This is a genomic window from Streptomyces sp. NPDC047886 (assembly GCF_043204435.1).
Taxonomy (GTDB): Bacteria; Actinomycetota; Actinomycetes; order Streptomycetales; family Streptomycetaceae; genus Streptomyces.
Map to the genome: position 1 here is coordinate 34,400 of NZ_JBIDCF010000010.1, position 25,875 is coordinate 60,274.

Sequence of the window (25,875 nt, forward strand, 5' to 3'; positions counted from 1 at the left end):
GTCACACGGCAGTCACGGAGGGGACCAAAGGGGACAAATGTCAGCCAACCATCAGAAGAAGCGTGCGACCCGGCGGATACTCGCCGCGGCCGCGGGCCTCGCCACCGCGGGCGCGCTTGTCGTCGCCCTCCCGGCGGGTGCCGCCGAGGAGTCGGTCAAGGCCCAGCCGCAGGGGTACGGGAAGAAGGGCCGCACGGTCGACGTGCAGCTGCTCTCCTTCAACGACCTGCACGGCAACCTGGAGCCGCCGGCCGGCTCGTCGGGCGAGGTCACGCACCAGCACGAGGACGGCTCGACCCAGAAGATCAAGGCGGGCGGCGTCGAGTACCTGGCGACCCACCTGCGTGAGGCCCGCAAGGGCAATCCGTTCTCGATCACGGCCGCCGCCGGTGACATGATCGGTGCGTCCCCGCTGATCTCCGGTCTCTTCTACGACGAACCGACCGTCGAGGCGCTGAACAAGCTGCGGCTCGACGTCACCTCGGTCGGCAACCACGAGTTCGACGCGGGCAAGGCCGAACTCGCCCGGATGCAGAACGGCGGCTGCCACCCGACCGACGGCTGCTCGGTCGACGGCAAGACGTTCGACGGCGCGGAGTTCCCCTTCCTCGCCGCCAACGTGACGAACGAGAAGACCGGCAAGCCGATCCTCGACCCGTACTTCATCTGGGAGAAGCAGGGCGTCCGCATCGGCTTCATCGGCGTCACCCTGGAAGGCACGGCGAACATCGTCAACGCCGAGGGCATCAAGGGCCTGAAGTTCGGTGACGAGGTCGAGACGATCAACAAGTACACCAAGGTGCTGGAGCGCAAGGGCGTCAAGTCGATCGTCGCCCTGATCCACGAGGGCGGCGCGCCGGCCTCGGGCGCGTACAACTACGACTGCGACAGCCCCGGTCCCGGCGACGGCATCTCCGGCCCGATCGTGGACATCGCCAAGAACCTCAGCCCCCAGGTGGACGCGCTGGTCACCGGCCACACCCACCAGGCGTACGCGTGCACCGTCCCCGACCCGGCGGGCAAGCCGCGCACGGTCACGTCGGCGGCGTCGTTCGGCAAGCTGTACACCGACACGACCCTCACCTACGACCGCAAGACCAAGGACATCGTCCGTACGGCCGTCAAGTCCGCGAACCACGTGGTCACGCGTGACGTCGCCAAGGCCAAGGACATGACCGACCTCATCTCCTTCTGGGGCGGCCACGCCGCGACGATCGCCAACCGGCCCGTCGGCCACATCGCGGCCGACATCAACGGGCGCGGCGCGAGCACGTACGAGAAGCCGCTCGGCGACCTGATCGCCGACGCGCAGCTGGAGGGCATGGCCCCGGCGGACAAGGGCGGCGCCCAGATCGCGCTGATGAACCCGGGCGGCATCCGGTCCGACCTCGTGTACGCGGGCTCGGCCGCCGGTGAGGGCGACGGTGTCGTGACGTACGGCGAGGCGTACACCGTCCAGCCGTTCACCAACATGATGACGGTCGTCGACCTGACCGGCGCTCAGCTGATCACGGCGCTCCAGCAGCAGGTCAGCGGCGCCAACGAGGCGTCGCCGAAGATCCTCCAGGTGTCGAAGGGCTTCACCTACACGCTGGACATGACCAAGTCGGGCGCGGCGCGCGTCGACGTGGCGTCGGTCAGGCTGAACGGTGCGGCGATCGACCCGGCGAAGACGTACCGCGTCGCGATGAACGAGTTCCTCTCGGGCGGCGGCGACGGCTTCCCGGTGTTCAAGGAGGGCGGCAACAAGCTGGTCGGCGGGTCCGACCTGGACGTCTTCACCGCGTACCTCGGTGCGCACTCGTCGGCGGCCTCGCCGCTGACGCCGCCGGCGGCGGACCGCATCACGGTCGTCCAGTAGCGGACGGAGTGATCGGCCCGGTCGGCTGACCGGGCGGCAGGAGGGGGGAAAGGTTTCGCCTCCTCGGCGGGGCGGTGGACCGGGCAACGGTCCACCGCCCCGTCCCCGTTCCCGCCGCCCTCTGGTCCGCTTGTCGTGGACGCGTCATACTCCGCGCATGGTCTTGAACCGACGCGGCTTCCTCGCCGGTGGCGCGGCCGTCGCCCTCACCGGCCTGCTCACGCCCCCCGCGCTCGCCCGGACGCGCACCACCGCCGGCGTACGGGACTGGATGGGCGCCCACCCCGACGCCACCCCGCTCCCGGCCCTCACCATCCCCGGCACGCACAACTCCGGCGCACCCGCCGGCGGGCTCTGGGTGGCCTGCCAGAACACCACCGTCGCCCAGCAGCTGACCAGCGGCATCCGCTACCTGGACGTCCGGTGCCGCGTCACCGGCGACGCCTTCGCCATCCACCACGGCGCCACCTACCAGAACCAGATGTTCGGCGACATCCTCATCGCCTGCCGCGACTTCCTCGCCGCGCACCCGTCCGAGACCGTCCTCATGCGGGTCAAGCAGGAGTACTCGCGGGACAGCGACGCCACGTTCCGCCGGATCTTCGACCTCTACCTCGACGCCAAGGGCTGGCGCCCCCTCTTCCGGATCGGCGCCGGGCTGCCCCTGCTCGGCGAGGCGCGCGGCAAGGTCGTCCTCCTCGCCGACAACGCCGGACTGCCCGGCGTCCGCTACGGCGACAGCGCCCTGTTCGACATCCAGGACGACTACATGGCCGAGCCCGGTGCCAAGTACCCGAAGATCGAGGCGCACTTCAGGAAGGCCGTCCAGCAGCCGGGCAGGCTGTACGTCAACCATGTCTCGACCGCCGCGCTGCTGCCGCCCCGCTGGAACGCCGACCGGCTCAACCCCCGTGTCCACAGCCTGGTGGACAGCGCCGGCGCCGCCGGGTGGCGCGGGCTCGGGATCGTCCCCATGGACTTCCCCGGCACGCGTGCCGGACTGGTCGAGTCACTCCTCCGGCACAACTGACCCCGCCGGGCCGCCCCCGGAGCCGCCCGGCGCACCGCCCGGCGCACGCCCCGGCGCATCGGGCGGCGCCTGGGGCGGTGGCGGCGTCGGCGCGCCGGGCAGCCGGATCACCGCCCGCGTCCCGCCGCCCTCCGCCGCGGTGAGCGCGACCTCGCCGCCCGCCTGCCGCACCGTACGGGCCACGATCGACAGACCGAGCCCCGACCCGGGCAGCGACCGCGCCGACGGCGACCGCCAGAACCGCTCGAAGACGTGCGGGAGCTCCTCGGGCCGGATCCCGGGACCGTGGTCCCGTACCGTCAGCTCCCCGTCCCCGAGCACCACATCGACGGCGCCGCCCGGCGGCGAGAACTTCACCGCGTTGTCCAGGACGTTCACCAGCGCCCGCTCCAGACCGGCCCGCTCCCCCCGTACGTACCAGGGGCGCACATCGGCCGTGATCGTCAGCTCGGGCCCCCGCAGCCGGGCCCGGTCCAGGGCCGTGGCCAGCACGTCGTGCAGGGCGACGACCTCCAGCCGGCCCGGGGTCACCGCGTCGGGCCTGGCCAGCTCCTGGAGGTCGCCGATCAGCGCGGCCAGCTCCGTCATCTGGGCCTTCACCGACGCCATCAGCGCCCGCCGGTCGTCGGGCGGGATCGCGCGGCCGGTCTCGTCGCTGCGGGCCAGCAGCTCGACGTTCGTCCGCAGCGACGTCAGCGGCGTCCGCAGCTCGTGCCCGGCGTCGGCGATCAGCTGCGCCTGCCGGTCCCGGGACGAGGCGAGCGCGGCCGTCATCGCGTTGAACGACCGCGACAGGCGGGCGATCTCGTCCTCGCCCTCCACCGGGATCCGTACGGTCAGGTCCTCGGTACGGGCCACGTGCTCGACGGCGCCCGTGAGCCGGTCGACCGGCTTCAGCCCGGCCCGCGCGACCCACAGCCCGGCGGCGCCCGCGCCCACGACACCGATCCCGGCGAGCGCGGCCAGCAGCAGCGCCAGCCTGCTCAGCGCCGCTTCGACCTCGGTCAGCGGACGGGCCAGCGACACGGCGACGGTCACCGGCGGCGTGCCCGGCAGGCTGACCGTCTCGCGCACGGTGTGCACCCGCACGGACTCGCCCCGGTCGGTGGCCGACGTGTGCAGCGCCTCCTCCCGGTCGCCGACCGCCACGGCCACGTCCGCAGCCCGTACCCGCACGGCCCGCGAGTACGGCGCCACGCAGCGCCCGCCGTCCGCGCCCACCAGCTGCGTGTACGCGAAACCCGGCCGGCCCCCGTCGTCGGCCTCGTCGGCGGAACCCGTCCGGCAGGCCAGCAGCGCGTCCCGCACCTGCTCCTTCGGGGCTGCCGTGTTCCGCAGCGACGTGTCCAGTTCGTCGAGCAGCTGGGCCCGGGTCAGCAGCCAGGCCGCCACCGACACCGCCGCGACGGCCACCGCGACCGCGAGCGCGGTCAGCAGCGCCAGCCGGGACCGCAGCGGCAGCGCCCGGAAGCGCCGCACCGGACGGGTCACTCGTGACCTCCGTGGCGCAGCACGTACCCGACGCCCCGCACGGTGTGCACGAGCCGGGGCTCGCCGCCCGCCTCGGTCTTGCGCCGCAGGTACATCACGTACACGTCAAGGGAGTTGGACGTGGGCTCGAAGTCGAAGCCCCACACCGACTTGAGGATCTGCTCCCGGGTGAGCACCTGCCGCGGATGCGCCAGGAACATCTCCAGGAGGGTGAACTCGGTACGGGTCAGCTCCACCTGCCGCCCGCCGCGGGCCACCTCGCGGGTGGCCAGGTTCATCCGCAGGTCCCCGAAGGCCAGCACGTCGCCGCCGGGCTCCTGGGCGGCGGCGCTCGCGGCCGCGTAGGAGCTGCGCCGCAGCAGCGCCCGGATCCGGGCGAACAGCTCGTCCAGCTCGAACGGCTTCACCAGGTAGTCGTCGGCGCCCACGTCGAGGCCGGTGACCCGGTCGCCGACGGTGTCACGGGCGGTCAGCATCAGGATCGGCACCGTGGAGCCGGACGCCCGGATGCGGCGCGCGGCCGTCAGGCCGTCCATGCGGGGCATCTGGATGTCCAGGACGACGAGGTCCGGCCCGTACGCCGCCATCTTGCCGAGCGCGTCGACGCCGTCGACGGCGACCTCCGTCCCGTACCCCTCGAAGGCGAGGCTGCGCCGGAGCGCTTCGCGGACAGCGGGCTCGTCGTCCACGACGAGGATGCGGTCGGGCTCACCGGTGGTGTTCATGGGCTCAGCGTCGCACGCGGTCAGTCGGCCCCGCCGGAGCGGAGGTCGTCCAGGTCGGCCTTGACGGTGTCGATGGGGATGGCGAAGCCGAGGCCGACGCTGCCCGCCGTGGAACCGGTCGCCGCGCTCGGCGAGTACATGGCGGAGTTGATGCCGATGATCGCGCCGTTCATGTCGATGAGGGCACCCCCGGAGTTGCCCGGGTTCAGCGAGGCGTCGGTCTGGATGGCCTTGTACGTGGTCTTCGACGATCCGGTGTCGCCGTTGAACCGCTGTCCGCCGAACTCGAACGGCCAGGACTGGCGCTGGTCCTGCCGCGGGCTCTCCTCCTTGGACACGGTGACGTCCCGGTCGAGGGCGGAGACGATGCCGCTGGTGACGGTGCCGGTGAGGCCCTCCGGGGAGCCGATGGCGACGACCTGGTCGCCCACCCGGACCGCGCCGGAGTCGCCGAGGGTGGCGGCCTTGAGCCCCTTGGCGTCCCGTAGCTTGATCAGCGCGAGGTCCTTGCCGGGGTCGGTGCCGACGACATCGGCGGTGTACGAGGTGCCGTCGCTCAGCCGCACGGTGACCTCGGAGGCGCCGGAGACGACGTGGTTGTTGGTGACGACCTCGCCGTCTCCGGTGATGATCACGCCGGAGCCGGTGGAGCTGCCCGCCGTGCCGCCCGCCTGGATCTCCACGATGCTCGGCGACACCGCCTCGGCCACCCCCGCGACGGTGCCCTTGCTGGACTGCGACACGGTGGTCCCCGCGACCGGCGCGGCGGGGCCGGACCCCTCGTCGCCGGCCAGCCGCTGGGCGAGCGCCCCGGCGCCTCCGCCGATCGCGGCGGCCGCGATGGCCACGGCGGCGATCAGCGCGACGGGCCGCCTGGCCCGCCGGTGCGGGACGGGCCCGGAGCCGTGCGGCGGGACGGGCCCGGGGCCGTGCGGCGGGACGGAGCCGAAGTCGGCCGGCGGGACTGATCCGGAGTCGGCCGGCGGGACGGGGACGATCGCGGTGGGCGGCTCGTACGCCCCACCGCCCCCGCCGGTCCCCCGCTCGCCGCCGTGCGAACCGGGCCACACGGTCACGCCGGGCCCCGCGCTCACGGGGCGCACCGGCTCGTACGCGGGCGGAGGGGGGTAGCCCCGGTGCCGCTGAGGTTCGTCGTTCCCCTGTCCGGTGCTCCGGTCGCCGCCGCCGCGGAAGTAGTCGGTCATGGAGACGACTCTGCGGCCCCCGGATGAGAGCTTCCTGAGGACGCCCTGAGAGTCCCGGCAGAACCGCGTATGCCCGAGATGAAACCGGAGCCCGCGCGGGCTACGCGCCGTCGCAGCCGCAGCTGCGGCGCACGATCAGCGCCGACGGGAACTGCTTCACGCGCTCCCGGCGCGACCCGGCGACCCGCAGGCCGTCGTCCAGGACGAGGTCCACCGCCGCACGGGCCATCGCCGGACGGTCGGATGCGACCGTCGTCAGCGGCGGGTCCGTGAGCCCGGCCTCCTTCACGTCGTCGAAGCCCGCGACCGCCAGGTCGCCCGGCACGTCGATGCGCAGCTCGCGCGCCGCCCGCAGCACACCGATGGCCTGGTCGTCCGTGGCGCAGAAGATCGCCGGGGGCCGGTCGGGCCCGGACAGCAGCTTCAGGGCGACCTGGTACGCGTCGTAGCGGTTGTACGGGGCCTGGAAGAGCCGGCCGTCGGTCGAGCGCCCGGACTCCTGCATCGCGCGGCGCCAGCCCTCGACGTGGTCCGCCACCGGGTCGCCGACGACCGGTGTCTCCTCTATGCCGCCGAGACAGGCGACGTACGGGTGACCGTGCTCCAGGAGGTGGCGCGTGGCGAGCTGGGCGCCGCCGATGTCGTCGGTGACGACGGCGACGTCGTCGATCGCCTCCGGCCGCTCGTGCAGCAGCACCACGCGCGCGTCCCAGGCCTCGATCTCCTGGGCCGCCCGTTCGCTCGGGCCCTGGCTGACCAGGATCAGCCCGGCGACCCGCATGCCGAGGAATGCCCGCAGATAGTGGACCTCGCGCTCGTCCCGGTAGTCCGAATTGCCGACGAGCACCATTTTTCCCCGGTCGGCGGCGGCCCGTTCGACCGCGTGCGCCATTTCGGCGAAGAACGGCTGCCGCGCGTCCGGGACGATCATGCCTATGAGGTCGGTGCGCCGCGACGCCATCGCCTGGGCCACCCGGTCCGGCCGGTAGCCGAGCTCCTTGATGGCGGCGAGGACACGCTCGCGCGTGGCCGGGGCGACCGGCCGGGGTCCGTTGTTGATGACATAGCTCACGACCGCGGTGGAAGTACCCGCCAGTCGTGCCACGTCGTCCCGCGTCACCTTGGCCACGCGCGGCAGTCTACGCGGGGTGACCTACCTCTGGGCAGGTCGGACGGCGGCTTCCTGCTTCTCTTCGGTGTCCTCCATACGGAGGACGTCCGGCGTCGCCTCCTTGGCGCGTGTCTGTGCGCGTGCCTCCGCGCGTGCCTCCTCGCCGCCTCGGTCGGCCTTCTCGGGCGTCACGAACCGGTAGCCGACGTTGCGTACGGTGCCGATGAGCGACTCGTGCTCGGGGCCGAGCTTGGCGCGCAGCCGCCGGACGTGGACGTCGACCGTCCGCGTACCGCCGAAGTAGTCGTACCCCCACACCTCCTGGAGGAGCTGGGCACGGGTGAAGACCCGCCCCGGGTGCTGGGCCAGGTACTTCAGCAGCTCGAACTCCTTGAAGGTCAGGTCCAGGACCCGGCCCTTGAGCTTGGCGCTGTACGTCGCCTCGTCCACCGACAGGTCGCCGTTGCGGATCTCCATGGGGGAGTCGTCGGCGGTGATCTGCTGGCGGCCCATCGCGAGCCGCAGTCTGGCCTCGACCTCGGCGGGCCCCGCCGTGTCCAGCAGGACGTCGTCGATGCCCCAGTCGGCGGTGACGGCCGCGAGACCGCCCTCCGTGACGACGAGGATCAGCGGGCAGCCGGGGCCCGTGGAGCGCAGGAGCTGGCACAGCGACCGCACCTGCGGCAGGTCGCGGCGGCCGTCGACGAGGATGACGTCGGCGCCCGGGGTGTCGACCAGGGCGGGCCCCTCGGCGGGGGCCACGCGCACGCTGTGCAGGAGCAGGCCGAGGGCGGGAAGCACCTCCGTCGACGGCTGGAGGGCGTTGGTCAGCAGCAGGAGAGAGCTCATCGGGTCGCGCCCCCAAGCTGCCGGCCGAGCGGTCGCCCGAGCTGTCGCCCGAGTGGTCGGCGCTGTCGGCCGAGCACTCGGTCACGCTCTCGGCTCCGCTCGGGCAGGGGGAATCCCCAGGCCCGGTCCGTCGTCTCACGATCGTGCACGGTCAGCTCGCCCATAACGTCGGTTCCTCCTCGGTCCCTGCGGAGGGGGTACCCCCTGCTCCTTAAGAGCTTGGGGGAGTTGCGGCACTGCTTCACTGCTTCTCTGCGTTACTGCTGAAGGCTTTCACGGTCTTGCGGCCGTCACCGCCCGGTGTTCTCCGCAGCTCTCCGCGCCTTGAGAGCCTTTGTTCACCAGCCTGTAACAACGGCCGGAAAACACAAAAGGACCCGGGGGCTGCTTTGCCCGGATCCTCTGCCAGCAGAATAGCCCACATGACTTCCCGGGCAGAGGGCCTGTTTCACAGTGTGGATGTCTCTTCGCTCACTTGCCGTCCACCCGGTGAAACCTTGCGTACGTTTTTGCCTACCGCTGACGGTGTCCGTCTGGACGCCCTGTACGAGCCGGGTACGGGCGGGCGCGCGGACACCGCGATCGTCGTCGCGCACGGTTTCACCGGGTCCGTCGACCGGCCGGCGGTCCGGCGCGCGGCCCGGGTTCTCGCCGGTCGGGCGGCCGTCGTCACCTTCTCCTTCCGGGGGCACGGCCGCTCCGGCGGGCGGTCCACGGTCGGCGACCGGGAGGTGCTCGACCTGGCGGCGGCCGTCGCGTGGGCGCGGGCACTGGGGCACACGCGCGTGGTGACGGTCGGGTTCTCGATGGGCGGCTCGGTGGTGCTCCGGCACGCCGCGTTGCACAGAGGGCGCACCGAGGCGTCGGGGGGAGCGTGGACGGACGCGGTGGCCGCCGTCAGTGCGCCGGCCCGCTGGTACTACCGGGGGACGGCGCCCATGCGGCGGGTGCACTGGCTGGTGACCAGGCCCGCCGGGCGACTGGTCGGCCGTTACGGGCTCGGCACGCGGATCCACACCCGGGACTGGGACCCGGTTCCGCTCGCCCCCGTCGACGCGGTGCCGCTGATCGCGCCGACGCCGCTGCTGATCGTGCACGGCGACCGGGACGCGTACTTCCCGCTGGACCATCCGCGGATGCTGGCGGCCGCAGGCCCTGCGGAACTGTGGCTGGAGCCCGGGATGGGGCACGCCGAGAACGCGGCCGACGAGGCGCTGCTCGCCCGGATCGGGGACTGGCTGACGGTGGCGTAGCCCATCATGGAGAGCGCGCGACATGAACGAAGGGAGTGCCGCCATGGCAGCGGGGACGATCCGCTACTGGGCCGCGGCCAAGGCCGCCGCCGGTACGGCCGAAGAGCCGTACGCCGCACAGACGCTGGCCGAAGCGCTGGACGCGGCGCGCGAGAAGCACCCCGGCGAACTCGTACGGGTGCTCCAGCGGTGCTCCTTCCTGGTCGACGGGAATCCCGTGGGGACACGCGCGCATGAGACGGTACGGCTGGCCGAGGGCGGCACGGTCGAGGTGCTCCCGCCGTTCGCAGGAGGGTGAACCCCAGAGCATGAGCAGCGATCAGCAGTACCCGTACGGGGACCCGAACGAGCCCTACGACCCTCAGGTCCACGGCGGGCAGCAGGCGTACGGCCAGGGGCCCTCGTACGGTGAGCAGCCCTCGTACGGCGAGCAGCCCCCGTTCGGTGAGCAGCCCTCGTACGGCGAGCAGCCCTCGTACGGTGAGCAGCCCTCGTTCGGCGAGACCTACGGCCGGCAGGACCCCGGGGTCGCGCAGACCTGGGAGGGCCAGACCTGGGACACCCAGCACCAGCCGACCGTCGCGCCCGTACGGCAGGCCGCCGCCGAGACCGCGTACCTGCCGCGCCAGAACGGCGGCTCCGCCGCGTACCCGCTGCCGCCCGAGGCGCCGCACGGGACGGACCAGGGGGCGGCCCGCCAGCCGGGTCACACGACCGGATACGAGTCCGGGTACGAGTCCGGGTACGAGCCTGGCTACGAGGCGCCGACGGCGTATCTGCCGCCGGTCACGGCCGCGTCCGCGCCCGAGGCGGCACCCACGCCGACGCCCGCAACCGGACCCACTGCCACAGCCACATCCGCACCCGCTCCCACGCGGGACGACGGGTACAGCGCCCCCACCACCCTCGGCAACACCCGGATCACCGACGCGCAGCGCGCCCGCGCCGAGGGCCGCTCGCCGATCATCGACCCCGGCATCCAGCCGGCCGGGCTGACCGCCCTGCTGGGCGTCCTGCTCGCCGGGGGCGCAGCCGTCGGCCCGTACGGGCTGCTGGTGCCGCTGGTGCTGCTCCAGGCCGTGACGGCCGCCGGCTGGTTCCGGCTCAACGGCATGTGGCCGGCCCGCCAGGGCATCGCGCTCGCCTTCGCCGGCGGCGTCGTCGCCGACGTGGCGCTGCTCGCGGTCGGCGGGGAGCACGGGCCCGCCGCGATCCTCGGCACCCTGGGCGTGTGGGTGCTGCTGATCGTCGTCCTCCAGCTGCGCAGCCACGCGGACGCCGACGACCGGATGCACGGTCTGATGGCCACCGTCGCGTCGGCGGCCCTCGCCATCGTCGCGGCCGGTCACCTGGCTGCCGCCTCCGCCACGTCCGTCGGCTCCGACGCGGTGGTCGTGGGCTCCCTCGCGGTGGCCGCCGCCACCGTCGCCCGCGCGCTCCCGCTGCCGGGCGCCGCCTCCGTGGTGGTGGCCCTGCTCGCGGCCGCCGGTGCGGGTGTCGCGGCCGGCGGAGCGACCGGAGTGGGCGCGCAGGGCGCGCTGCTGGGCCTCGGGGCGGGGGTGTGCGCCCTGATCGGACTGCGGGTCGCCGCCTACGACTACCCGTCGCGGTTCGTGCACATGACGGCCGGTGTGGCGCTGCCGCTCGCGCTGGCCGCGCCCGCCGTCTACCTGCTGGGCCGCGCCCTGGTGTGACATCCCTGCCCGAGCCCGGCGGGGCCCGTTGAGAGCCTGGTGCAGGCCCGGTGGGAGCCCGGTGGGAGCCCGGTGGGGGTGATCTGACCCACGGCGCCGGACACGCGTGACCTGTGAGACTGGTGGGAACCAATCGGTAACCCCGCACGTCGCTCACTGACGTGGCGGGGGGCCGGGCACGATCAGGGTGGGGGAATCACGAGCCATGCGAGCACTGCGAATACTGCTGATCACCGCGGTGATCCTGGGAGGGCTCTTCGTTCTCGTGGACCGGATCGCGGTGAACGTCGCCGAGTCCGAGGCGGCGGACAGGATCCAGGCGAGCCAGGGGCTCGCGGGCTCGACCGACGTATCGATCAAGGGCTTCCCGTTCCTGACGCAGGTGCTCGGCAAGGAGCTCGACCAGGTCGACCTCAGCCTCACGGGCGTCGAGGCGACCGCGGGCGGCCGCAAGGTCCGCGTGAGCGAGCTGACCGCCTCCCTCAACGACGTACGGCTGGAGGACAACTACTTCCGCGCGGTCGCGGCCAGCGCCTCCGGCACGGCGCGCATCTCGTACGCCGACCTCGGCAAGGCGTCGAACGAGGACGTCACGCTCTCCTACGGTGGCAACGGCAAGGTGAAGGTCACCGGCACGGTCGAGCTCCTCGGCCAGAGCATCACCCGCAGCGTGCTCTCCACGGTCAGCCTCGCCGACGGCGCCACCATCCGGGTGCGGGCCGACAAGGTGCCCGGTGAGGGCATCCCCGGCCTGGAGGACATGGTCCGGCAGCGCACCGACTTCGACCGGCAGGTCGACGGCCTTCCCGCGGGCCTGAAGATAGCGAAGGTCGAGGCGACGGCCGACGGTCTCGCGGTCACCGTGACCGGCCGGAACGTCGTCCTCGCGGGCTGACGCCCCTGCGGCCCGGCCTGCTCCGGGGACCCCTTCCAGGACCTCTCCAGGACCTCTCCAGGACCTCTCCAGGACCTCTCCAGGGCCTCTCCAGGGCCTCTCCAGGACCCCTCAAGGGACCTCTCCAAACCCCCCAAGGGACCTCTCCAGAAGCCCTGCGGACGCACCCTGACCATATGGTGAGACGGAGACGTCCGCTCCACAGACGAACTGCGAGAACGCCCCCGGAGCCGTCGGCCCGGGGGCGCTTCCGTCGCCCATTCCATCCCGCCATTCGGATGATCCCGTCTCACGATACGACACACCGGTGACACGGCCGCCCGTCCGTCCCTACGATCGGTCGCATGATGAAGCGACAGGCGGACCTCACGAAGCGGCGGGCAGTAGACCTGTGCCGCGTCGCCGCCATGCTCTGTCGCCCTGTCTGAGCGGGGTTCACCACCCCCGCGTTTTTCGGCCCTTCCCCAGCAGAGGGCCTTCCTTGTGCCGTAGCCGCCCCGCACCCTCGTACGCGTAGAGCGCTCGGCGCACCCTGCCGTATCCGTACCCCCGCACACTGCCCCGGAGGAGAAACAGCATGAGCCGCAGCGACGTCCTGGTAGACGCCGACTGGGTCGAGGCCCACATCGACGACCCGAAGGTCGTCATCGTGGAGGTCGACGAAGACACCTCGGCGTACGACAAGAACCACATCAAGAACGCCGTCCGGATCGACTGGAAGTCCGACCTCCAGGACCCGGTCCGCCGTGACTTCGTGGACCAGGAGGGCTTCGAGAAGCTCCTGTCCGCGAAGGGCATCGCCAACGACGACACCGTCGTCCTCTACGGCGGCAACAACAACTGGTTCGCCTCCTACGCCTACTGGTACTTCAAGCTCTACGGCCACGAGAGCGTCAAGCTCCTCGACGGCGGCCGCAAGAAGTGGGAGCTCGACTCCCGCGACCTGGTCGACGGCTCCGAGGTCCCGAACCGCCCGGCCACCGAGTACAAGGCCAAGGCCCAGGACACCTCGATCCGCGCCTTCCGCGACGACGTCGTGGCCGCCATCGGCAACCTGAACCTGGTGGACGTCCGCTCGCCCGACGAGTTCAGCGGCAAGCTGCTCGCCCCGGCGCACCTCCCGCAGGAGCAGTCGCAGCGCCCCGGCCACGTGCCGTCGGCCCGCAACATCCCGTGGTCCAAGAACGCCAACGACGACGGCACCTTCAAGTCCGACGAGGAGCTCAAGGCCCTCTACGCGGAGGAGCAGGTCGACCTGGCGAAGGACACCATCGCGTACTGCCGCATCGGTGAGCGCTCCGCGCTGACCTGGTTCGTGCTGCACGAGCTGCTCGGCCAGTCGAACGTCAAGAACTACGACGGCTCCTGGACCGAGTACGGCTCCCTCGTCGGCGTGCCGATCGAGCTCGGCGCCAACAAGTAATCCCGCCCGACCTGCGACCCGAAGGAAGAATCGACATGTGTGGAGCACAGGCCGGCGGCCCCGACGCTTCGACCATCAAGCCCGGTGAGACCACGATCCAGGGCCAGGTGACCCGCGACGGCGAGCCCGTCACCGGTTACGTCCGCCTGCTGGACTCGACCGGCGAGTTCACCGCGGAGGTCCCGACCTCCGCCACGGGCCAGTTCCGCTTCTACGCGGCCGAGGGCACCTGGACGGTGCGCGCGCTCGTCCCGGGCGGCACGGCCGACCGTACGGTCGTCGCCCAGAAGGGCGGCCTCGCCGAGGTCGCGATCGCGGTCTGATTCACGCGGTCTGATCGCGGTCTGATCGACGCGGTCACCGCATCGCATCACCCATACCGGCCGAAGGGCCGCACCTCCTGGGGGTTGGACGCCATTCCGGGAACGAGGTGCGGCCCTTCGGTCGTACGCTGAAGACATGTACGCGAGGCGTCGGCACGCCTACTTCGTGCTGATGGGCACCTGCCTGGTGCTCTTCGTCAGCGCCTGGGCCGTCGTACGGCTGTGGTCGATGCCGGTCGCCATCGCGATGTGCCTCGTCGCCATGGTCATCCCGCCGGTCGCCGCGATGATCGCCAACCGGCGGGGGCCCGAGGACCGCTGGTGGGACGCGCCGTCGGGCGACCCGAAGTCCGACGAGTGGTGGGACGAACTGGACGGCAAGAGGAGGCACGGATAGACGCCCGTGCCCCTGCCGTGCGCCACCGGCCGACGTCCGTGGACGCCTGCCGGTGCCCGGTGCCCGGTGGCCGGTGGTGGCCGGTGGTGGACGGTGGTGTCAGTAGACCAGCGCCTGGACGCCGTCGCCCATGACCTCGCTGACGAAGACCTGCGCGCCCGCAATCCGTACGCCGTCGATGACGTCCTTCTCCGTGATCTCCCGGCGCGCCGCGCACTGGGTGCACAGGGTGATCTGCCCCGCCGCCCGGATCGACTCGATCAGGTCGGGCAGCGGCGCGGCGTGCGGCAGTTCGAACTCGGCCGCCCGGCCCGGCAGCGCGAACCACGAGGACTCGCCGGTCAGCCAGAGGGACACCTCGACACCGCTCGCGGCGGCGACCGCCGCCACCGTGAACGCCTGCGAACACCGCTCGGGTGCGTCGGCACCTGCGGTCACTTTGATCACGAGCTTCTTCGCCATAGCCGAACTGTAATCCGGGTGCGTACAACCCTCCTGTGCCTGTACATGTCAGTGGTGTGTGCAGGCAACGGAACCTGCGCCTCATAGGTCTCGTGGGGGGACCCTCTCTTGGACACCACAGAAGGACCGGTGGCGACGCCGGACGACCACACACGCCCGGATGACGCGCCGCGACGCCGTCCCCGGGGCCGTACGGCGCTGCTGCTCGCGGCCGCGGCGCTGCTCGGCGTCGTCGGCGGCACCGCGGTCGGCTACACGATCCAGGCCGACCGCGCCCCGACACCACTCCCGGCGCTGAACCAGCCCGGCCTCGCCTACCCGGCGAAGCCGCTGCCCAAGGGCCAGGAGCCGGAGCCGCTGAGTGCCGCCGACGACCGCCGTGTCACCACGGACGGCGACCTGCGGAAGCTGCTCGTGCCGAAGCCGAAGGGCGCGGAAGACGTCAACCACCGGTGGGGTGGGAATGGCGGCTGGCTGAAGCTCGGCGACTACGCCCTCTCCTTCGACAACGAGGACAGGATGTTCGAGTACCTGGTGAAGGGGGACTTTCGTCGCTCCGCGATCACGGCCTGGAAGCAGGACGAGCGCACCACGCTTGTCGAACTCGTGCAGTTCCGATCCGGTTTGACGCTTGGTGCTCAGGAACATGCCGAGGGGCAACGCTCGTACATGGTCCTCGACGAGCATGCGGGCAATGGCGGCCATTTGTTGAAGGGCACCGGTGACGGCCGGTACTACGTCTACGACGAGCCCGAGACAGAGCCGGGCTACCTGCCCCTTTACTCGGCCCGAGCGGTGTTCCACCGGGGTGACGTGATGGTGAACATCAGCATCTTCGACTCGAAGAACATCGGTAAGGACGACATCCGCATGCTCGCGGAACGACAGCTGGGGCGCCTGTGAACAAGGTGATGAACATCGTGCTCCCGGCAGTGCTGGTCCTCGGTGCGGTCGGCGGCGGGCTCGCGTACACCAAGAGCAGGATCGACGGCGCCGACCGGGTGGCGCCCACCGTTCTGTGGACGGACGCCGGGCGGAAGCCGGTCGAGGACCCGGCCGAGGGGTTCGCCAAGGGCCGGGCCTCGACGCCGCTCAGCAAGCTGCTGCTGCCCGTGCCGGAGTCGTACCGTCTCGGCCCGGACATCGACGGCCGGGGCAACGACACGGAGATCAGCGCCAGGGACGCCACGGCGCTGATCAAGGAGTCCGGTCGCGGCCTCGCCGGCAAGCAGCGCCGCGACTTCGACAGGAACGTCGACAAGATGGGTGTACAGGGCGTCGCCATGCGGTCGTACAGCGCTTATCACGACAACCTCGTCGTGGAGGTCCAGATCACCCGGATGAAGGACAGACGGAAGATCAAGGACCTGTACAAGCTGCGCACCGATCTGGCCGACTTCTTCGAGATGAGCGCGGGCCCCAGGATCAAGGGCCACAAGAACTCCGCCTGCTACATGAACGCGCCGGTCGGCTCGGGCGGGAAGAAGACCGACCTGGATGGTCTGACGTGCCTGGCCTACGAGGGTGACGTGCAGGTCACCGTGTCGGCGTACGGGCCCAAGCCGTTGGACAAGGCCGAGGTCGCCGACCTGGTCAGACAGCAGCTCGACCACATCGCGTCCCCGGGGGAGTACGTATGAGCGACGAGACGATGCCCGCAGCGCCCCCGGCACCGGAAGTGGCACCCGCAGTGCCCGAGGCGCCCGTGACGCCCGTGACGCCCGTGGCGCCCGAGGCGGCCGAGGCGCCGGCGGAGGGCGGGCCCGGCGGCGCCGCGCAGGCTCCGGCGAAGCCGCCGCGCCGCGTGCTGCGGGCCGTGGCCCGCTGGACCGCCGCCGTGCTGGTGTGCGGAGGGCTCGGGACGGGCGTGGCGTACGGGATCACCGGTATGGAGCGGGGCGACGTTCCGGGCCTCGCGACCGAGCACGACGGCCGCTGGGAGTACCCGAGGCTGACGCTGCCCGCGCTGCCGCAGGGCTCCCCGCGTCCCTTCACCGACGGCAACGACGCCGAGATCCACCACGCCGACCTGCGCAGGCTGCTGCTGCCCGCACCGGCCGGGGCGACCGTGGACAAGAAGCTGAACGGCGGCTGGGCGACCGTCGGCCAGTACGTCGCGGAGTACGAGAAGGACGAGCGCCCGGAGATCGAGCAGGCGCTGACCGACCACGCCGTACGGCACATCGCCGCGCGCGGCTGGACGATGCCCGACGGCACGAGCACCCGCGTCTACCTCCTCCGGTTCAACTCCGCCGCCTTCGCCCAGGAGTTCCAGGACGGCACCCTGGAGTTCAGCAGCCCCTCCGGACTGCCGCTGACCGGCTCCCCTGAGATGGAGGCCGACCCGGGCTGGCCCGAGGACGACCTGGTGCGGGGGGCCACCGCGTATGTGTACGAGGAGGTCAAGCCGTACGGGCCGGAGCGGACGCGGCAGGCGTACGTCGTCGCGGGCGACACCGTCGCGCTGCTGGTGCAGTCCCGGAAGGGCGACGCCCCTGACGTGCCGTTCCACCAGACCGTGATCCTGCAGAGCCAGCTCCTCGGCTGAGCCGGGCGCACCTCACACGGAGGGCCGGGTCCCCACCCATTACGCTGGGACCCGGCCCCTTTTCCATCGCCCACACCGCTCACCGAGGAGCACCCCGTGCTTGAGGCTTTCTTCTCCGCCCTGCTGGTCCTGGTCTGCGTCGGCGTCCTCGCCTTCGCCGGTCTGACCGTGAAGAAGCTGTACCAGGGCCAGCGCTGATCCCGTCCGTCCCCCGAGCAGATCGCCAGAGCAGCCAGCCATGATCCAGATTCCGTCCGACCTGAACCCGGACCTCGTCCCGCTCGCCTTCCTGCTGGGTACGTGGGAAGGCGCCGGTGTCTCCGACTTCCCCGGTGCCGACAAGTGCAACTTCGGCCAGTCCGTCACGTTCAGCCACGACGGCCGTGACTTCATCGAGTACCGCTCGTACTCCTGGGTGCTCGACGCCGAGGGCAACAAGGTGCGGCCGCTGGAGAGCGAGAGCGGTTACTGGCGCATCGACAAGGAGCGCAAGGTCGAGATCGTCATGGTCCGCGACCAGGGCGTCGTGGAGGTCTGGTACGGCGAGCTCGCCGACCAGAAGCCGCAGATCGACGTGGTGACGGACGCGGTCGCCAGGACCGGCGCCTCCGGTCCGTACAGCGGCGGCAAGCGGCTGTACGGGTACGTGAAGGGCGACCTCATGTGGGTCGGCGAGAAGGCCACCCCCGAGGTCCCGCTGCGCCCCTACATGTCGGCGCACCTCAAGAAGGTCGTCACGCCGGAAGAGGTCGAAGCCATGGCCAAGAGCCTCGGCGACCTGCCCGACGACGGCATCGCCTTCTTCAAGTAGACGGTCGGCCGCCGCACGCGGGCGGTCAGCCGCCTCCAGCGGGGTGGCAGCCGCCTCAAGCGGTTGGCAGACGCCGCACGAGGGCCCGCACACCCCTGCGGGCCCCTCGGCTTTTCGGCCGTTGCTCCTACACTGGACGGCGTGGTGAGCACCGACTGGAAGAGCGATCTTCGGCAGCGCGGTTACCGGCTGACGCCTCAGCGCCAACTCGTCCTCGAAGCGGTGGACGTGCTGGAGCACGCGACGCCCGACGACATCCTCGGCGAGGTACGCAAGACCGCGTCGGGGGTGAACATCTCCACCGTCTACCGGACGCTGGAGCTGCTGGAGGAACTGGGCCTGGTCAGCCATGCCCATCTCGGGCACGGCGCTCCCACGTACCACCTCGCCGACCGCCACCACCATCTGCATCTCGTGTGCCGCGACTGCACCGAGGTCATCGAGGCGGACGTGTCCGTGGCCGCCGAGTTCACCGGGAAGCTCCGGGAGACGTTCGGCTTCGACACCGACATGAAGCACTTCGCCATCTTCGGCCGCTGCGCCGACTGCGCGGCCAAGGCCGAGGCCGATGCGGCGGGCGGCGGCGACGCGGCCGAAGGGCACGGCGCGGCGGCCGGAACGGGGGCCGGGACGGAGACCGGGGCGGGGGCCGGGGCGGCGGGCGCGGCTTCGGGACGTACGGCCGACGGGGGCCCGACCGCCGGGTCGTAGGCTTATTCGCATGAAGAGCCCTCTCCTGTCCCAGCCCGGCGCGGTCCCCGCCGAGGGACGTGACGAAGGTGTCGCCGCCCACTACGGCGACCCGTTCCGTGAGCAGCGCGCCCTCGTCTCCGGCACCGGCCTGGTGGACCTCTCCCACCGCGGTGTCGTCACCGTCTCCGGCGACGACCGGCTGAGCTGGCTGCATCTGCTGCTCACCCAGCATGTGAGCGAGCTGCCCGTGGGGCAGGCCACCGAGGCGCTGATCCTCTCCGCCAACGGCCACATCGAACACGCCCTGTACCTGGTGGACGACGGCGAGACCGTATGGGCGCACGTCGAGCCGGGCACGCAGGGAGCGCTGATCGGCTACCTGGAGTCGATGAGGTTCTTCTACCGGGTCGAGGTCGCCGACCGTACCGACGACATCGCGGTCGTCCATCTGCCGGCCGGGTCGATCGCCGAGGTCCCCGAGGGGGTCGTCGTCCGGGAGACCCCGTACGGGCGTGAACTGTTCCTGCCGCGCGCCGACCTGGAGTCGTACGCGGCCGCGCACGGCCCGCTCGCCGGGACCCTGGCGTACGAGGCGCTGCGCGTCGAGGCGCACCGGCCCCGGCTCGGCTTCGAGACCGACCACCGCACCATTCCGCACGAGCTCGGCTGGATCGGCAGCGCGGTGCACCTGCAGAAGGGCTGCTACCGGGGGCAGGAGACCGTGGCGCGCGTCCACAACCTGGGGAAGCCGCCGCGCCGGCTCGTCTTCCTGCACCTGGACGGCAGCGAGGTGCACCTGCCGGGGCCCGGCACACCGGTCCGGCTCGCGGCGGACGGCGCCGAGGGACGGCAGCTCGGGTTCATCACGACGTCGGTGCGCCACCATGAGCTCGGTCCGATCGCGCTCGCCCTGGTGAAGCGGAACGTGGCCGTCGACGCCCCGCTGCTGGCGGGCGACACGGCCGCCGCGCAGGAGACGGTCGTCGAGCCGTAGTCGTAGCCGTAGCCGCATCCATAGCCCGAGCCGCAGCCGCAGCCCTGGGTGCGGTCACGGGCTGCGGCGCCCCCCTCCGAGCCGTCAGACCTCGATCAGGATCGTGAACGGGCCGTGGTTCGTGAGCGAGACGCGCATATCCGCTCCGAAGCGGCCCGTCTCCACCGTCGCGCCCGACTCCCGCAGCCGGGCGACCACCTCGTCCACCAGCGGCTCGGCGACGTCGCCGGGCGCCGCCGCGTTCCAGGTGGGGCGGCGCCCCTTACGGGCGTCCCCGTAGAGGGTGAACTGCGAAATCACCAACAACGGTGCATTCACGTCCGAGCAGGACTTCTCGCCCTCCAGGATCCGCACCGACCACAGCTTCCTGGCGAGCTGTGCCGCCTTCTCCGCGGTGTCCTCGTGGGTGACGCCGACGAGGACGCACAGGCCCTCGCCGACGATCTCGCCGACGGTCTCCCCGGCGACGACGACCCGGGCTCCGTCCACTCTCTGTACCACTGCTCGCATACGGACCAACCTACCGAGCCGGATGGCCGAAACCGGGGGAGGGCCGAACGGGTGCAGGGCACCTGCACATCGCATGCGGGAGTGGCACCATGCCTGTCAGGCGGTGCTGTCTGAAGCACCGGTCGAGGGGACGGAAACACATGAGCACATCTGGCGCCGGGCAGACGCCCGGTCCCGTACCGATGACCTCCAGGGTGCCCCGGCCGGGGCAGCCACCGCGCCCGCCCGTACAGCGCACCGCCGAAGCGGTTCCGGCCGCCGAGTTCCCACCCGGTCTGTCCGCCGAGCCGCGCCGGCCCGACCTGAAGGCGCTGCGGCTCGCCGAGCTGCGCGCCCTGCGGCGTGACGCGCACGGCGACGAGGCCGACCTGAGCTATGTGCGGCGCCTCGTGCACGGCCGGATCGACATCCTCCGCGCCGAGCTGGCGCGGCGCTCCGGCCCGCAGATGCCGGTGGTGGACCGGCTGTCCGAGATCCTCGCCGACGCGCCGTCACGGCACCGCTCGTCCGCCCGGCACGTCACGCTGTCCACGCCCCGGGGCGAGGAGTACCGGCGGCTGGCCGCCGAGATGCTCGGCGAGATCGAACTGTCGGACCTGGCCGCCCGTACGGACGACGAACTCAGGGCCGCGATGGGGCGGCTCGCCCGCTACGAGCAGCAGGTGTCGCAGCGCCGTCAGCAGCTCCAGCGGACGGCGGACGACTGCAGCGCGGAAATCACCCGCAGGTACCGTGAGGGCGAAGCCCAAGTGGACGACCTGCTCACCTGAAGCGATCCCTCCGGGCCGGTCGCCCCTTCTGCCGGGAGGCCGTCCGCCCATGTCACCCTCCACCGCCGCAGGCACAGAAGCCGGAGCCGGAGCCGGAGCCGGAGCCGTGGCTGAAGCCAAGGCCCAAGCCGCAGCCGGAGCTGTTCCCAAGGCCCAAGCCGGAGCCGGAACCGAAACCCGAGCTGAAGCCCAAGCCGGAGCCGGAACCGAAACCCGAGCTGAAGCCCAGGCCCAAGCAGAAGCCGAAACCCAGGCCCGAGCCGAGACCGGCACCCCCGCAGGGATACGTCCGGTGCTCGCCGAGGTCGTGCGTTCGGGCTTCGTCGAGGGCCACCACCGGGGCTCGCTGGTGATCCTGGGCGCCGACGGCGGCGTGGAGCTGGCGCTCGGCGACCCGGCGTCGCCCGTCTTCCCGCGCTCGTCCAACAAGCCGATGCAGGCCGCGGCGATGCTGCGGGCGGGCCTTGACCTGTCCGGCGAACGGCTGGCCGTGGCGGCCGCGAGCCACTCCGGGGAACCGTTCCACCGGGACCTCGTGCGCACGATCCTCACCGAGCACGGGCTCACGGAGGCCGACCTCAGGACCCCGCCCGCCCTGCCGCTGGACGCGGTGGAGGCGGAGGCGTACCTGGCGGGCGGACAGGTACGCGAGCGGATCACCATGAACTGCTCGGGCAAGCACGCCGCGATGCTCGCCGCCTGCGCGCTGAACGGCTGGGACCGCGCCGGCTACCTGGACCCCGGGCACCCGCTCCAGCGGCTCGTCCTGTCCGAGGTCGAGGCGGCGTCGGGCGAGCCGGTGACCGCCGTCGGCACGGACGGCTGCGGGGCCCCGCTGATGGCGATCAGCCTCGTGGGGCTGGCGCGGGCGTTCCGCTCGTACGTGCTGGCGGAGCCGGGGACGCCGGGGCGGCGCGTCGCCGACGCGATGCGAGCCCACCCCGAGTACGTGGCGGGGACGCGGCGGCCCGAGACCTGGCTGATGCGGGGGCTGCCGGGCGCGCTGTCCAAGATGGGCGCGGAGGCGGTGCAGGCGGTGGCGCTGCCCGACGGCCGGGCGGTCGCGTTCAAGATCGATGACGGTGGGGCCCGCGCGCTGGGCCCCGTACTGGCCAGGGCGCTGGAGCGGATGGGCGTCCAGGCGCCCGTACTCGCCCGGATCGCCGACGTCCCGCTGCTCGGCGGCGGCCGGCGGGTGGGGGAGCTGCGCGCCGCGTTCTGAGCGCGCGGGAGCGGCGTGGGGGCGCCGGGGCACACGGGCCGCGGGGGCGCTCGCGGAAAACTCGGGTGCGCGGGCCCGCGCCCTGTGCCTAGCGTGACGCCCATGATGCCCGACGCCTCGTCATCCGCAGGGCCCGTCGTCCGTACCGTCTCCGAGTCCGAGTTCCCCGACTGGCTGAGCGCCCTGAACGTCGGGTTCCTCCGTCCGCCGACCGTGCCGGACGAGGAGGTCGCGGTCCGGCGGCCGCACATGGATCTGGTGCGCGCGCTCGGGGCGTTCGACGCGGGGCGCTGCGTCGCCACCTTCCGTTCCTTCGCGCAGGAGCTGTCCGTGGTCGGCGGCGCGTCGGTACCCGCGAGCGCGGTGACCAACGTGACCGTGTCGCCGACGCACCGGCGGCGCGGGCTGCTCAGCCGGATGATGGCCACCGAGCTGGCGGCGGCCAAGGAGCGGGGCGAGGCCGTCGCGACGCTGATCTCCGCCGAGTACCCGATCTACGGGCGGTACGGCTTCGGCCCGGCTGCCTGGATGACCGAGTGGAAGGTCGACCTGCGCCGGGCCGGCCTCGACCCGCGCCGTTCCGGCCCGGCCGACGGCGGCCGGATCGACCTGGTGGACGGTGCGGCCGTGCGCGGGTTCGGTCCCGCCCTGCACGACCGGCTGCGCGTACTGCGGCAGGGCGTCGTGAGCCGTACGCCCCGCAACTGGGAGCGGGCCACGGGCGTCGGACTCGTCCCGGCGGACAACTGGTCGGAGCCGTTCCACGCCACGTACCGCTCGGCCTCCGGTGAGCTGGAGGGGTACGTCGCGTACGCCGCCGACGCCACCTGGGACGACGGCAAACAGCCCCTGAACACCGCGACCGTACGGGACCTGATCGCCGTGACCCCGGCCGCGGAGCGCGCGCTGTGGCACTTCGTCTTCTCGGTCGACTGGGTCACCTTCGTCCGCAGCGGCTCCCGGGCGCCGGACGACCTGCTGCCGCTGCTGCTCCCGGACCCGCGCGCCGCGCGGGTGGTCACGCACGCGGACCTGCTGTGGGTGCGGATCCTCGATGTCGTACGGGCCCTGGAGGCGCGGACGTACGGGGCGTCCGGTGCGCTCGTGCTGGACCTGCGCGATCCCGCCGGGCTCGCGGGCGGCCGGTTCCTGCTGGAGGCGTCCCCGGAGGGCGGCGCCTGCGCGCCGACCACGCGGGAGCCCGACCTGGTCATGGACATCGCCGAGCTGGCCACGCTCTACCTGGGCGACGAGTCCGTGGCGCGGCTGGTCGCGCTCGGCCGGGTGGCCGAGGCGGCGCCGGGCGCGGCGGCGCGTGCGGACGTGCTGCTGCGCGCGCCCCGGCGGGCGTGGTGCCCGGACATCTTCTGACCCCGCGCGTCCGTACCGTCCACCGGGTCCGCAGGCGGAACAGTGCGCCGGACAGCGCCAGGGCCAGCGCGAGCAGACCCGCGCACCAGGCCAGCGCGATCCATGGCGTGTCGCCGACCGGTCGGTCGAGGAGCAGCCCGCGCAGGGCTTCGATGACCGGGGTGACGGGCTGGTGGTCGGCGAAGCCGTGCAGCCAGCCGGGCATGGTCTCGACGGGCACGACCGCGCTGCTCGGGTACGGCAGGAACATCATGAAGAAGGTGAACCCGCCCGCCGCCTGAAGGCGAGCAGGACGCCGAGCGCGGCGAGCCAGCCGGCACGCCGGGGACGACGTACGTGACGTACTCCGTACCGGTCTCGATGGCGCCGCCGAAGAAGTACACGAAGATCAGCATCAGCATCAGCATCAGCATCACGGGCAGGGCCATGGCGGTGATGACGGCGCCGACGTTGCGGCGGCTGAGGCGGATGCCCCGGCCTGCGGGTCCTGCGGGTCCCGATATCCGGCCCGCCCGTCACGCCCCACTCGGTGGCGTGGTGGGAGTGGGGGATGGCGGCGCTCGCCGACACGCCCCTGGACGAGGGCGCCAAGATCTCGGTGGTCCTGCTGGTCGGCGGCTTCGTGCGCAGCGGGGCCGGGATGATGGCGGACCTCGACGCGGCGATGGCGGCGACCGGCGACTCGCCGCAGGAGGCGATGGCCCGCTACGGCCGCACTCTGAAACGCCTCGCGGACCCGGCCCGCTATCCGGCGGTCGCCCGTGCGCTGGAGGTCGGCGTCATGGACGAGCCGGACGACCCGGACCACGAGTTCCGCTTCGGCCTGGAACGGCTGCTGGACGGGATCGAGGTGCTGATCTCCCGCACGTCACCGCGCCACAGGCCCGAGGTTGAATGACGGCATGGCGATCACCCCGTATCAACAGCGGCTGCGGCAGCGGTACCTCGACGCCCCGGTCCTCCCGGCCCCCGGCCCGTGGCGGGCCGTGCTCGACAACCGGACCCCCGTCGGCGGGCTCCTCGGCATCGGGTTCGCCACGCACCCGGACGACGGCCGGGACCTGGTGATGGTCGTGTCGGCCGACGGCCACGGGCTGTTCGACGCCACGACCGGCGAGAAGATCGCCCGGGACCGCGATCCCGACCTGGAGACCAGTACTCCGGACGATTCGCCGGACCTGACGTGCCCGGGCCTCGGCCCGGTCGCCGGCGTCCCGGTCCGGATCGCGGGCCTCCACGGCGGCGGGCTGCACCACGGCACCGGCGACGGCTGGTACGTCGACGTCGTCGCTCCCGACTGGCCGCACCACCGGGTGGTGCTGTCCCTCGGGAAGGAGTGGTGGCAGGTCTTCCACGCCGACTACTCGGAGCTGCGGGCGGCCGGTTTCTCCCCTTCCGGCCGTACCCTCGCCGTCGCGACCAGCAGCGACCTGACGCTCTGGACCCGCTGAGCCCCACGCCCCGCTGAGCCCCGGCCCGGCCGGGAACGGCCCCGAGCGGGGTGCGTGACCTACGGGCGGCGCACCTCGAAGTGGAAGCAGCCGTACTCCACGGCCCGTACGTGCACCAGCACCACCCCGGGGTCGGCGAACGCCTCCCCGATGGCCTGGTCGAACCCGGCGTCGGCGTCCTCGGGGATCTCGAAGAGGCGACCGCCGACGATGTGGCCCCCGGCGTCGTAGCGACGGATGGCGCGCAGTGCGCCGGGCCGGGCGAAGGGATAGCCCCGCATGCCCCGCGTGTCCTGCGTGTCCTGCGGCCCCTCGCAGGCGTCGGCGTGGATGAACACCGGCCCTGTCTCCTCGTACGCACCGGGTTCGGCACCGGTCTCGGCGGCCCAGCGCCGCAGCGGAGCGTAGGAGACGAGGGCGACCCGTTCACCGGGTTCGACGGCCCGCAGGCAACAGCGCAGCGGACTGCCCACGCAGTCGGGCGAAGCGCCGTCCTCGCCCGCCGTGTACGGCCGGAGTGGCTGCCCGGCGTCGTCGGCGTCGCGGAGTTCGGCGAGAGCGGCGGAGGGGATGGCGAGCGGTGTGTACGCGGTCATGCGTCCAGCGTCGGCGGCCCGCCCCCGGGAAGCTGGCGGAATTCCGACGTCAGGCTCGGCGGGCACCGGAGCGGCATCCGGAGCGGTATCCGGCGCGGATCGGACCCGGGCGCGGTGGTCGAACGCTCATGCCCATGGCGTCCGTATGGCGAGGAGGAGCGCATCCCCGAAACCGGTCGCAGGGGACCGG

General features: G+C 72.3%; 30 protein-coding genes. 22 read left to right on the forward strand and 8 right to left on the reverse strand.

Annotated features, from left to right (window positions below; all coding sequences use genetic code 11):
* Positions 1 to 37 precede the first annotated feature (37 nt).
* Both ACGF5U_RS26895 and ACGF5U_RS26900 read left to right on the forward strand, forming a co-directional pair.
* Positions 38 to 1,861 carry a bifunctional metallophosphatase/5'-nucleotidase gene (locus tag ACGF5U_RS26895; protein WP_392718817.1) on the forward strand — a complete coding sequence of 608 codons (1,824 nt, stop codon included), beginning with the start codon at positions 38 to 40 and terminating at the stop codon, positions 1,859 to 1,861.
* A gap of 157 nt (positions 1,862 to 2,018) precedes the next feature.
* Positions 2,019 to 2,891 carry a phosphatidylinositol-specific phospholipase C gene (locus ACGF5U_RS26900; protein ID WP_392716945.1) on the forward strand — a complete coding sequence of 291 codons (873 nt, stop codon included), beginning with the start codon at positions 2,019 to 2,021 and terminating at the stop codon, positions 2,889 to 2,891.
* Here ACGF5U_RS26900 and ACGF5U_RS26905 read toward each other — a convergent pair.
* The 5 genes from ACGF5U_RS26905 to ACGF5U_RS26925 form a co-directional block, all read right to left on the reverse strand.
* The gene (locus tag ACGF5U_RS26905; RefSeq protein ID WP_392716943.1) at positions 2,871 to 4,382 is read right to left on the reverse strand and encodes a sensor histidine kinase; all 1,512 of its coding nucleotides are present in this window, start codon (positions 4,380 to 4,382) and stop codon (positions 2,871 to 2,873) included. The genes ACGF5U_RS26900 and ACGF5U_RS26905 overlap by 21 nt on opposite strands.
* Positions 4,379 to 5,107, reverse strand: coding sequence for a response regulator transcription factor (locus ACGF5U_RS26910; protein WP_392716941.1), 729 nt, complete (start codon positions 5,105 to 5,107; stop codon positions 4,379 to 4,381). The genes ACGF5U_RS26905 and ACGF5U_RS26910 overlap by 4 nt, the downstream gene beginning before the upstream one ends.
* Before the next feature lie 20 nt (positions 5,108 to 5,127).
* A complete protein-coding gene (locus ACGF5U_RS26915; protein ID WP_392716939.1) occupies positions 5,128 to 6,312 on the reverse strand; it encodes a S1C family serine protease in 1,185 nt (394 codons plus the stop codon).
* A 100-nt stretch (positions 6,313 to 6,412) separates the two neighbouring features.
* Positions 6,413 to 7,441, reverse strand: coding sequence for a LacI family DNA-binding transcriptional regulator (locus tag ACGF5U_RS26920; RefSeq protein ID WP_392716937.1), 1,029 nt, complete (start codon positions 7,439 to 7,441; stop codon positions 6,413 to 6,415).
* 24 nt (positions 7,442 to 7,465) lie between these two features.
* On the reverse strand, positions 7,466 to 8,272 hold the full coding sequence (locus ACGF5U_RS26925; protein WP_392716935.1) for a response regulator transcription factor: 807 nt from the start codon (positions 8,270 to 8,272) through the stop codon (positions 7,466 to 7,468).
* A 422-nt stretch (positions 8,273 to 8,694) separates the two neighbouring features.
* Here ACGF5U_RS26925 and ACGF5U_RS26930 point away from each other — a divergent pair, with 422 nt between their 5' ends.
* From ACGF5U_RS26930 to ACGF5U_RS26965, 8 genes are all read left to right on the forward strand, one after another.
* The gene (locus ACGF5U_RS26930; protein WP_392716933.1) at positions 8,695 to 9,525 is read left to right on the forward strand and encodes an alpha/beta hydrolase; all 831 of its coding nucleotides are present in this window, start codon (positions 8,695 to 8,697) and stop codon (positions 9,523 to 9,525) included.
* Between the two features lie 43 nt (positions 9,526 to 9,568).
* A complete protein-coding gene (locus ACGF5U_RS26935; RefSeq protein ID WP_392716967.1) occupies positions 9,569 to 9,823 on the forward strand; it encodes a MoaD/ThiS family protein in 255 nt (84 codons plus the stop codon).
* A gap of 10 nt (positions 9,824 to 9,833) precedes the next feature.
* Positions 9,834 to 11,219 (forward strand): UbiA family prenyltransferase, encoded by a 1,386-nt coding sequence (locus ACGF5U_RS26940; protein WP_392716931.1) that lies wholly within the window; start codon positions 9,834 to 9,836, stop codon positions 11,217 to 11,219.
* Between the two features lie 205 nt (positions 11,220 to 11,424).
* Entirely contained in the window at positions 11,425 to 12,114 is a 690-nt protein-coding gene (locus ACGF5U_RS26945) for a DUF2993 domain-containing protein (RefSeq protein ID WP_392716929.1), read from the forward strand.
* Positions 12,115 to 12,461: 347 nt separating this feature from the next.
* Complete coding sequence (locus ACGF5U_RS26950; protein WP_351229977.1) at positions 12,462 to 12,542, forward strand: Ms5788A family Cys-rich leader peptide; 81 nt, start codon at positions 12,462 to 12,464, stop codon at positions 12,540 to 12,542.
* 149 nt (positions 12,543 to 12,691) lie between these two features.
* The gene (locus tag ACGF5U_RS26955; protein WP_392716927.1) at positions 12,692 to 13,537 is read left to right on the forward strand and encodes a sulfurtransferase; all 846 of its coding nucleotides are present in this window, start codon (positions 12,692 to 12,694) and stop codon (positions 13,535 to 13,537) included.
* Positions 13,538 to 13,572: 35 nt separating this feature from the next.
* Positions 13,573 to 13,860: a DUF1416 domain-containing protein gene (locus ACGF5U_RS26960; RefSeq protein ID WP_031073384.1), complete on the forward strand. Its 288-nt coding sequence runs from the start codon at positions 13,573 to 13,575 to the stop codon at positions 13,858 to 13,860.
* A 136-nt stretch (positions 13,861 to 13,996) separates the two neighbouring features.
* Entirely contained in the window at positions 13,997 to 14,257 is a 261-nt protein-coding gene (locus ACGF5U_RS26965) for a DUF3099 domain-containing protein (RefSeq protein ID WP_392716925.1), read from the forward strand.
* Between the two features lie 99 nt (positions 14,258 to 14,356).
* Here the strand turns inward: ACGF5U_RS26965 and ACGF5U_RS26970 are convergent, their stop codons facing one another.
* Positions 14,357 to 14,719, reverse strand: coding sequence for a DsrE family protein (locus ACGF5U_RS26970; RefSeq protein ID WP_392716923.1), 363 nt, complete (start codon positions 14,717 to 14,719; stop codon positions 14,357 to 14,359).
* Between the two features lie 108 nt (positions 14,720 to 14,827).
* On the opposite strand from ACGF5U_RS26970, the gene ACGF5U_RS26975 reads away from it, so the two are divergent.
* The 6 genes from ACGF5U_RS26975 (at position 14,828) to ACGF5U_RS27000 (ending at position 19,765) form a co-directional block, all read left to right on the forward strand.
* A complete protein-coding gene (locus tag ACGF5U_RS26975; RefSeq protein WP_392716921.1) occupies positions 14,828 to 15,622 on the forward strand; it encodes a hypothetical protein in 795 nt (264 codons plus the stop codon).
* Positions 15,623 to 15,630: 8 nt separating this feature from the next.
* A complete protein-coding gene (locus ACGF5U_RS26980) occupies positions 15,631 to 16,359 on the forward strand; it encodes a hypothetical protein (protein WP_392716919.1) in 729 nt (242 codons plus the stop codon).
* The gene (locus ACGF5U_RS26985; RefSeq protein ID WP_392716917.1) at positions 16,356 to 17,267 is read left to right on the forward strand and encodes a hypothetical protein; all 912 of its coding nucleotides are present in this window, start codon (positions 16,356 to 16,358) and stop codon (positions 17,265 to 17,267) included. Before ACGF5U_RS26980 ends, ACGF5U_RS26985 begins: the two co-directional genes overlap by 4 nt.
* A 238-nt stretch (positions 17,268 to 17,505) precedes the next feature.
* Positions 17,506 to 18,078 carry an FABP family protein gene (locus tag ACGF5U_RS26990; protein ID WP_392716915.1) on the forward strand — a complete coding sequence of 191 codons (573 nt, stop codon included), beginning with the start codon at positions 17,506 to 17,508 and terminating at the stop codon, positions 18,076 to 18,078.
* A gap of 141 nt (positions 18,079 to 18,219) precedes the next feature.
* Positions 18,220 to 18,789, forward strand: coding sequence for a Fur family transcriptional regulator (locus tag ACGF5U_RS26995; protein ID WP_392716913.1), 570 nt, complete (start codon positions 18,220 to 18,222; stop codon positions 18,787 to 18,789).
* 10 nt (positions 18,790 to 18,799) lie between these two features.
* On the forward strand, positions 18,800 to 19,765 hold the full coding sequence (locus tag ACGF5U_RS27000) for a YgfZ/GcvT domain-containing protein (protein WP_392716911.1): 966 nt from the start codon (positions 18,800 to 18,802) through the stop codon (positions 19,763 to 19,765).
* A gap of 84 nt (positions 19,766 to 19,849) precedes the next feature.
* On the opposite strand, the gene dtd is transcribed toward ACGF5U_RS27000, so the two are convergent.
* Entirely contained in the window at positions 19,850 to 20,275 is a 426-nt protein-coding gene (gene dtd / locus ACGF5U_RS27005) for a D-aminoacyl-tRNA deacylase (protein ID WP_392716909.1), read from the reverse strand.
* Positions 20,276 to 20,415: 140 nt separating this feature from the next.
* On the opposite strand from dtd, the gene ACGF5U_RS27010 reads away from it, so the two are divergent.
* The 6 genes from ACGF5U_RS27010 (at position 20,416) to ACGF5U_RS27035 (ending at position 25,089) form a co-directional block, all read left to right on the forward strand.
* Positions 20,416 to 21,045 (forward strand): ABC transporter substrate-binding protein, encoded by a 630-nt coding sequence (locus ACGF5U_RS27010; protein WP_392716907.1) that lies wholly within the window; start codon positions 20,416 to 20,418, stop codon positions 21,043 to 21,045.
* A gap of 283 nt (positions 21,046 to 21,328) precedes the next feature.
* Positions 21,329 to 22,267, forward strand: coding sequence for an asparaginase (locus ACGF5U_RS27015; RefSeq protein WP_392716963.1), 939 nt, complete (start codon positions 21,329 to 21,331; stop codon positions 22,265 to 22,267).
* Positions 22,268 to 22,369: 102 nt separating this feature from the next.
* Positions 22,370 to 23,638 (forward strand): GNAT family N-acetyltransferase, encoded by a 1,269-nt coding sequence (locus tag ACGF5U_RS27020; protein ID WP_392716905.1) that lies wholly within the window; start codon positions 22,370 to 22,372, stop codon positions 23,636 to 23,638.
* Between the two features lie 152 nt (positions 23,639 to 23,790).
* Positions 23,791 to 23,919, forward strand: coding sequence for a hypothetical protein (locus ACGF5U_RS27025; protein ID WP_392716903.1), 129 nt, complete (start codon positions 23,791 to 23,793; stop codon positions 23,917 to 23,919).
* 248 nt (positions 23,920 to 24,167) lie between these two features.
* Positions 24,168 to 24,536 carry a TetR/AcrR family transcriptional regulator C-terminal domain-containing protein gene (locus tag ACGF5U_RS27030; RefSeq protein WP_392716901.1) on the forward strand — a complete coding sequence of 123 codons (369 nt, stop codon included), beginning with the start codon at positions 24,168 to 24,170 and terminating at the stop codon, positions 24,534 to 24,536.
* A 4-nt stretch (positions 24,537 to 24,540) separates the two neighbouring features.
* Positions 24,541 to 25,089, forward strand: coding sequence for a hypothetical protein (locus ACGF5U_RS27035; protein ID WP_392716899.1), 549 nt, complete (start codon positions 24,541 to 24,543; stop codon positions 25,087 to 25,089).
* 59 nt (positions 25,090 to 25,148) lie between these two features.
* Here the strand turns inward: ACGF5U_RS27035 and ACGF5U_RS27040 are convergent, their stop codons facing one another.
* Positions 25,149 to 25,685: a DUF1203 domain-containing protein gene (locus tag ACGF5U_RS27040; RefSeq protein WP_392716897.1), complete on the reverse strand. Its 537-nt coding sequence runs from the start codon at positions 25,683 to 25,685 to the stop codon at positions 25,149 to 25,151.
* Between the last annotated feature and the right edge of the window lie 190 nt (positions 25,686 to 25,875).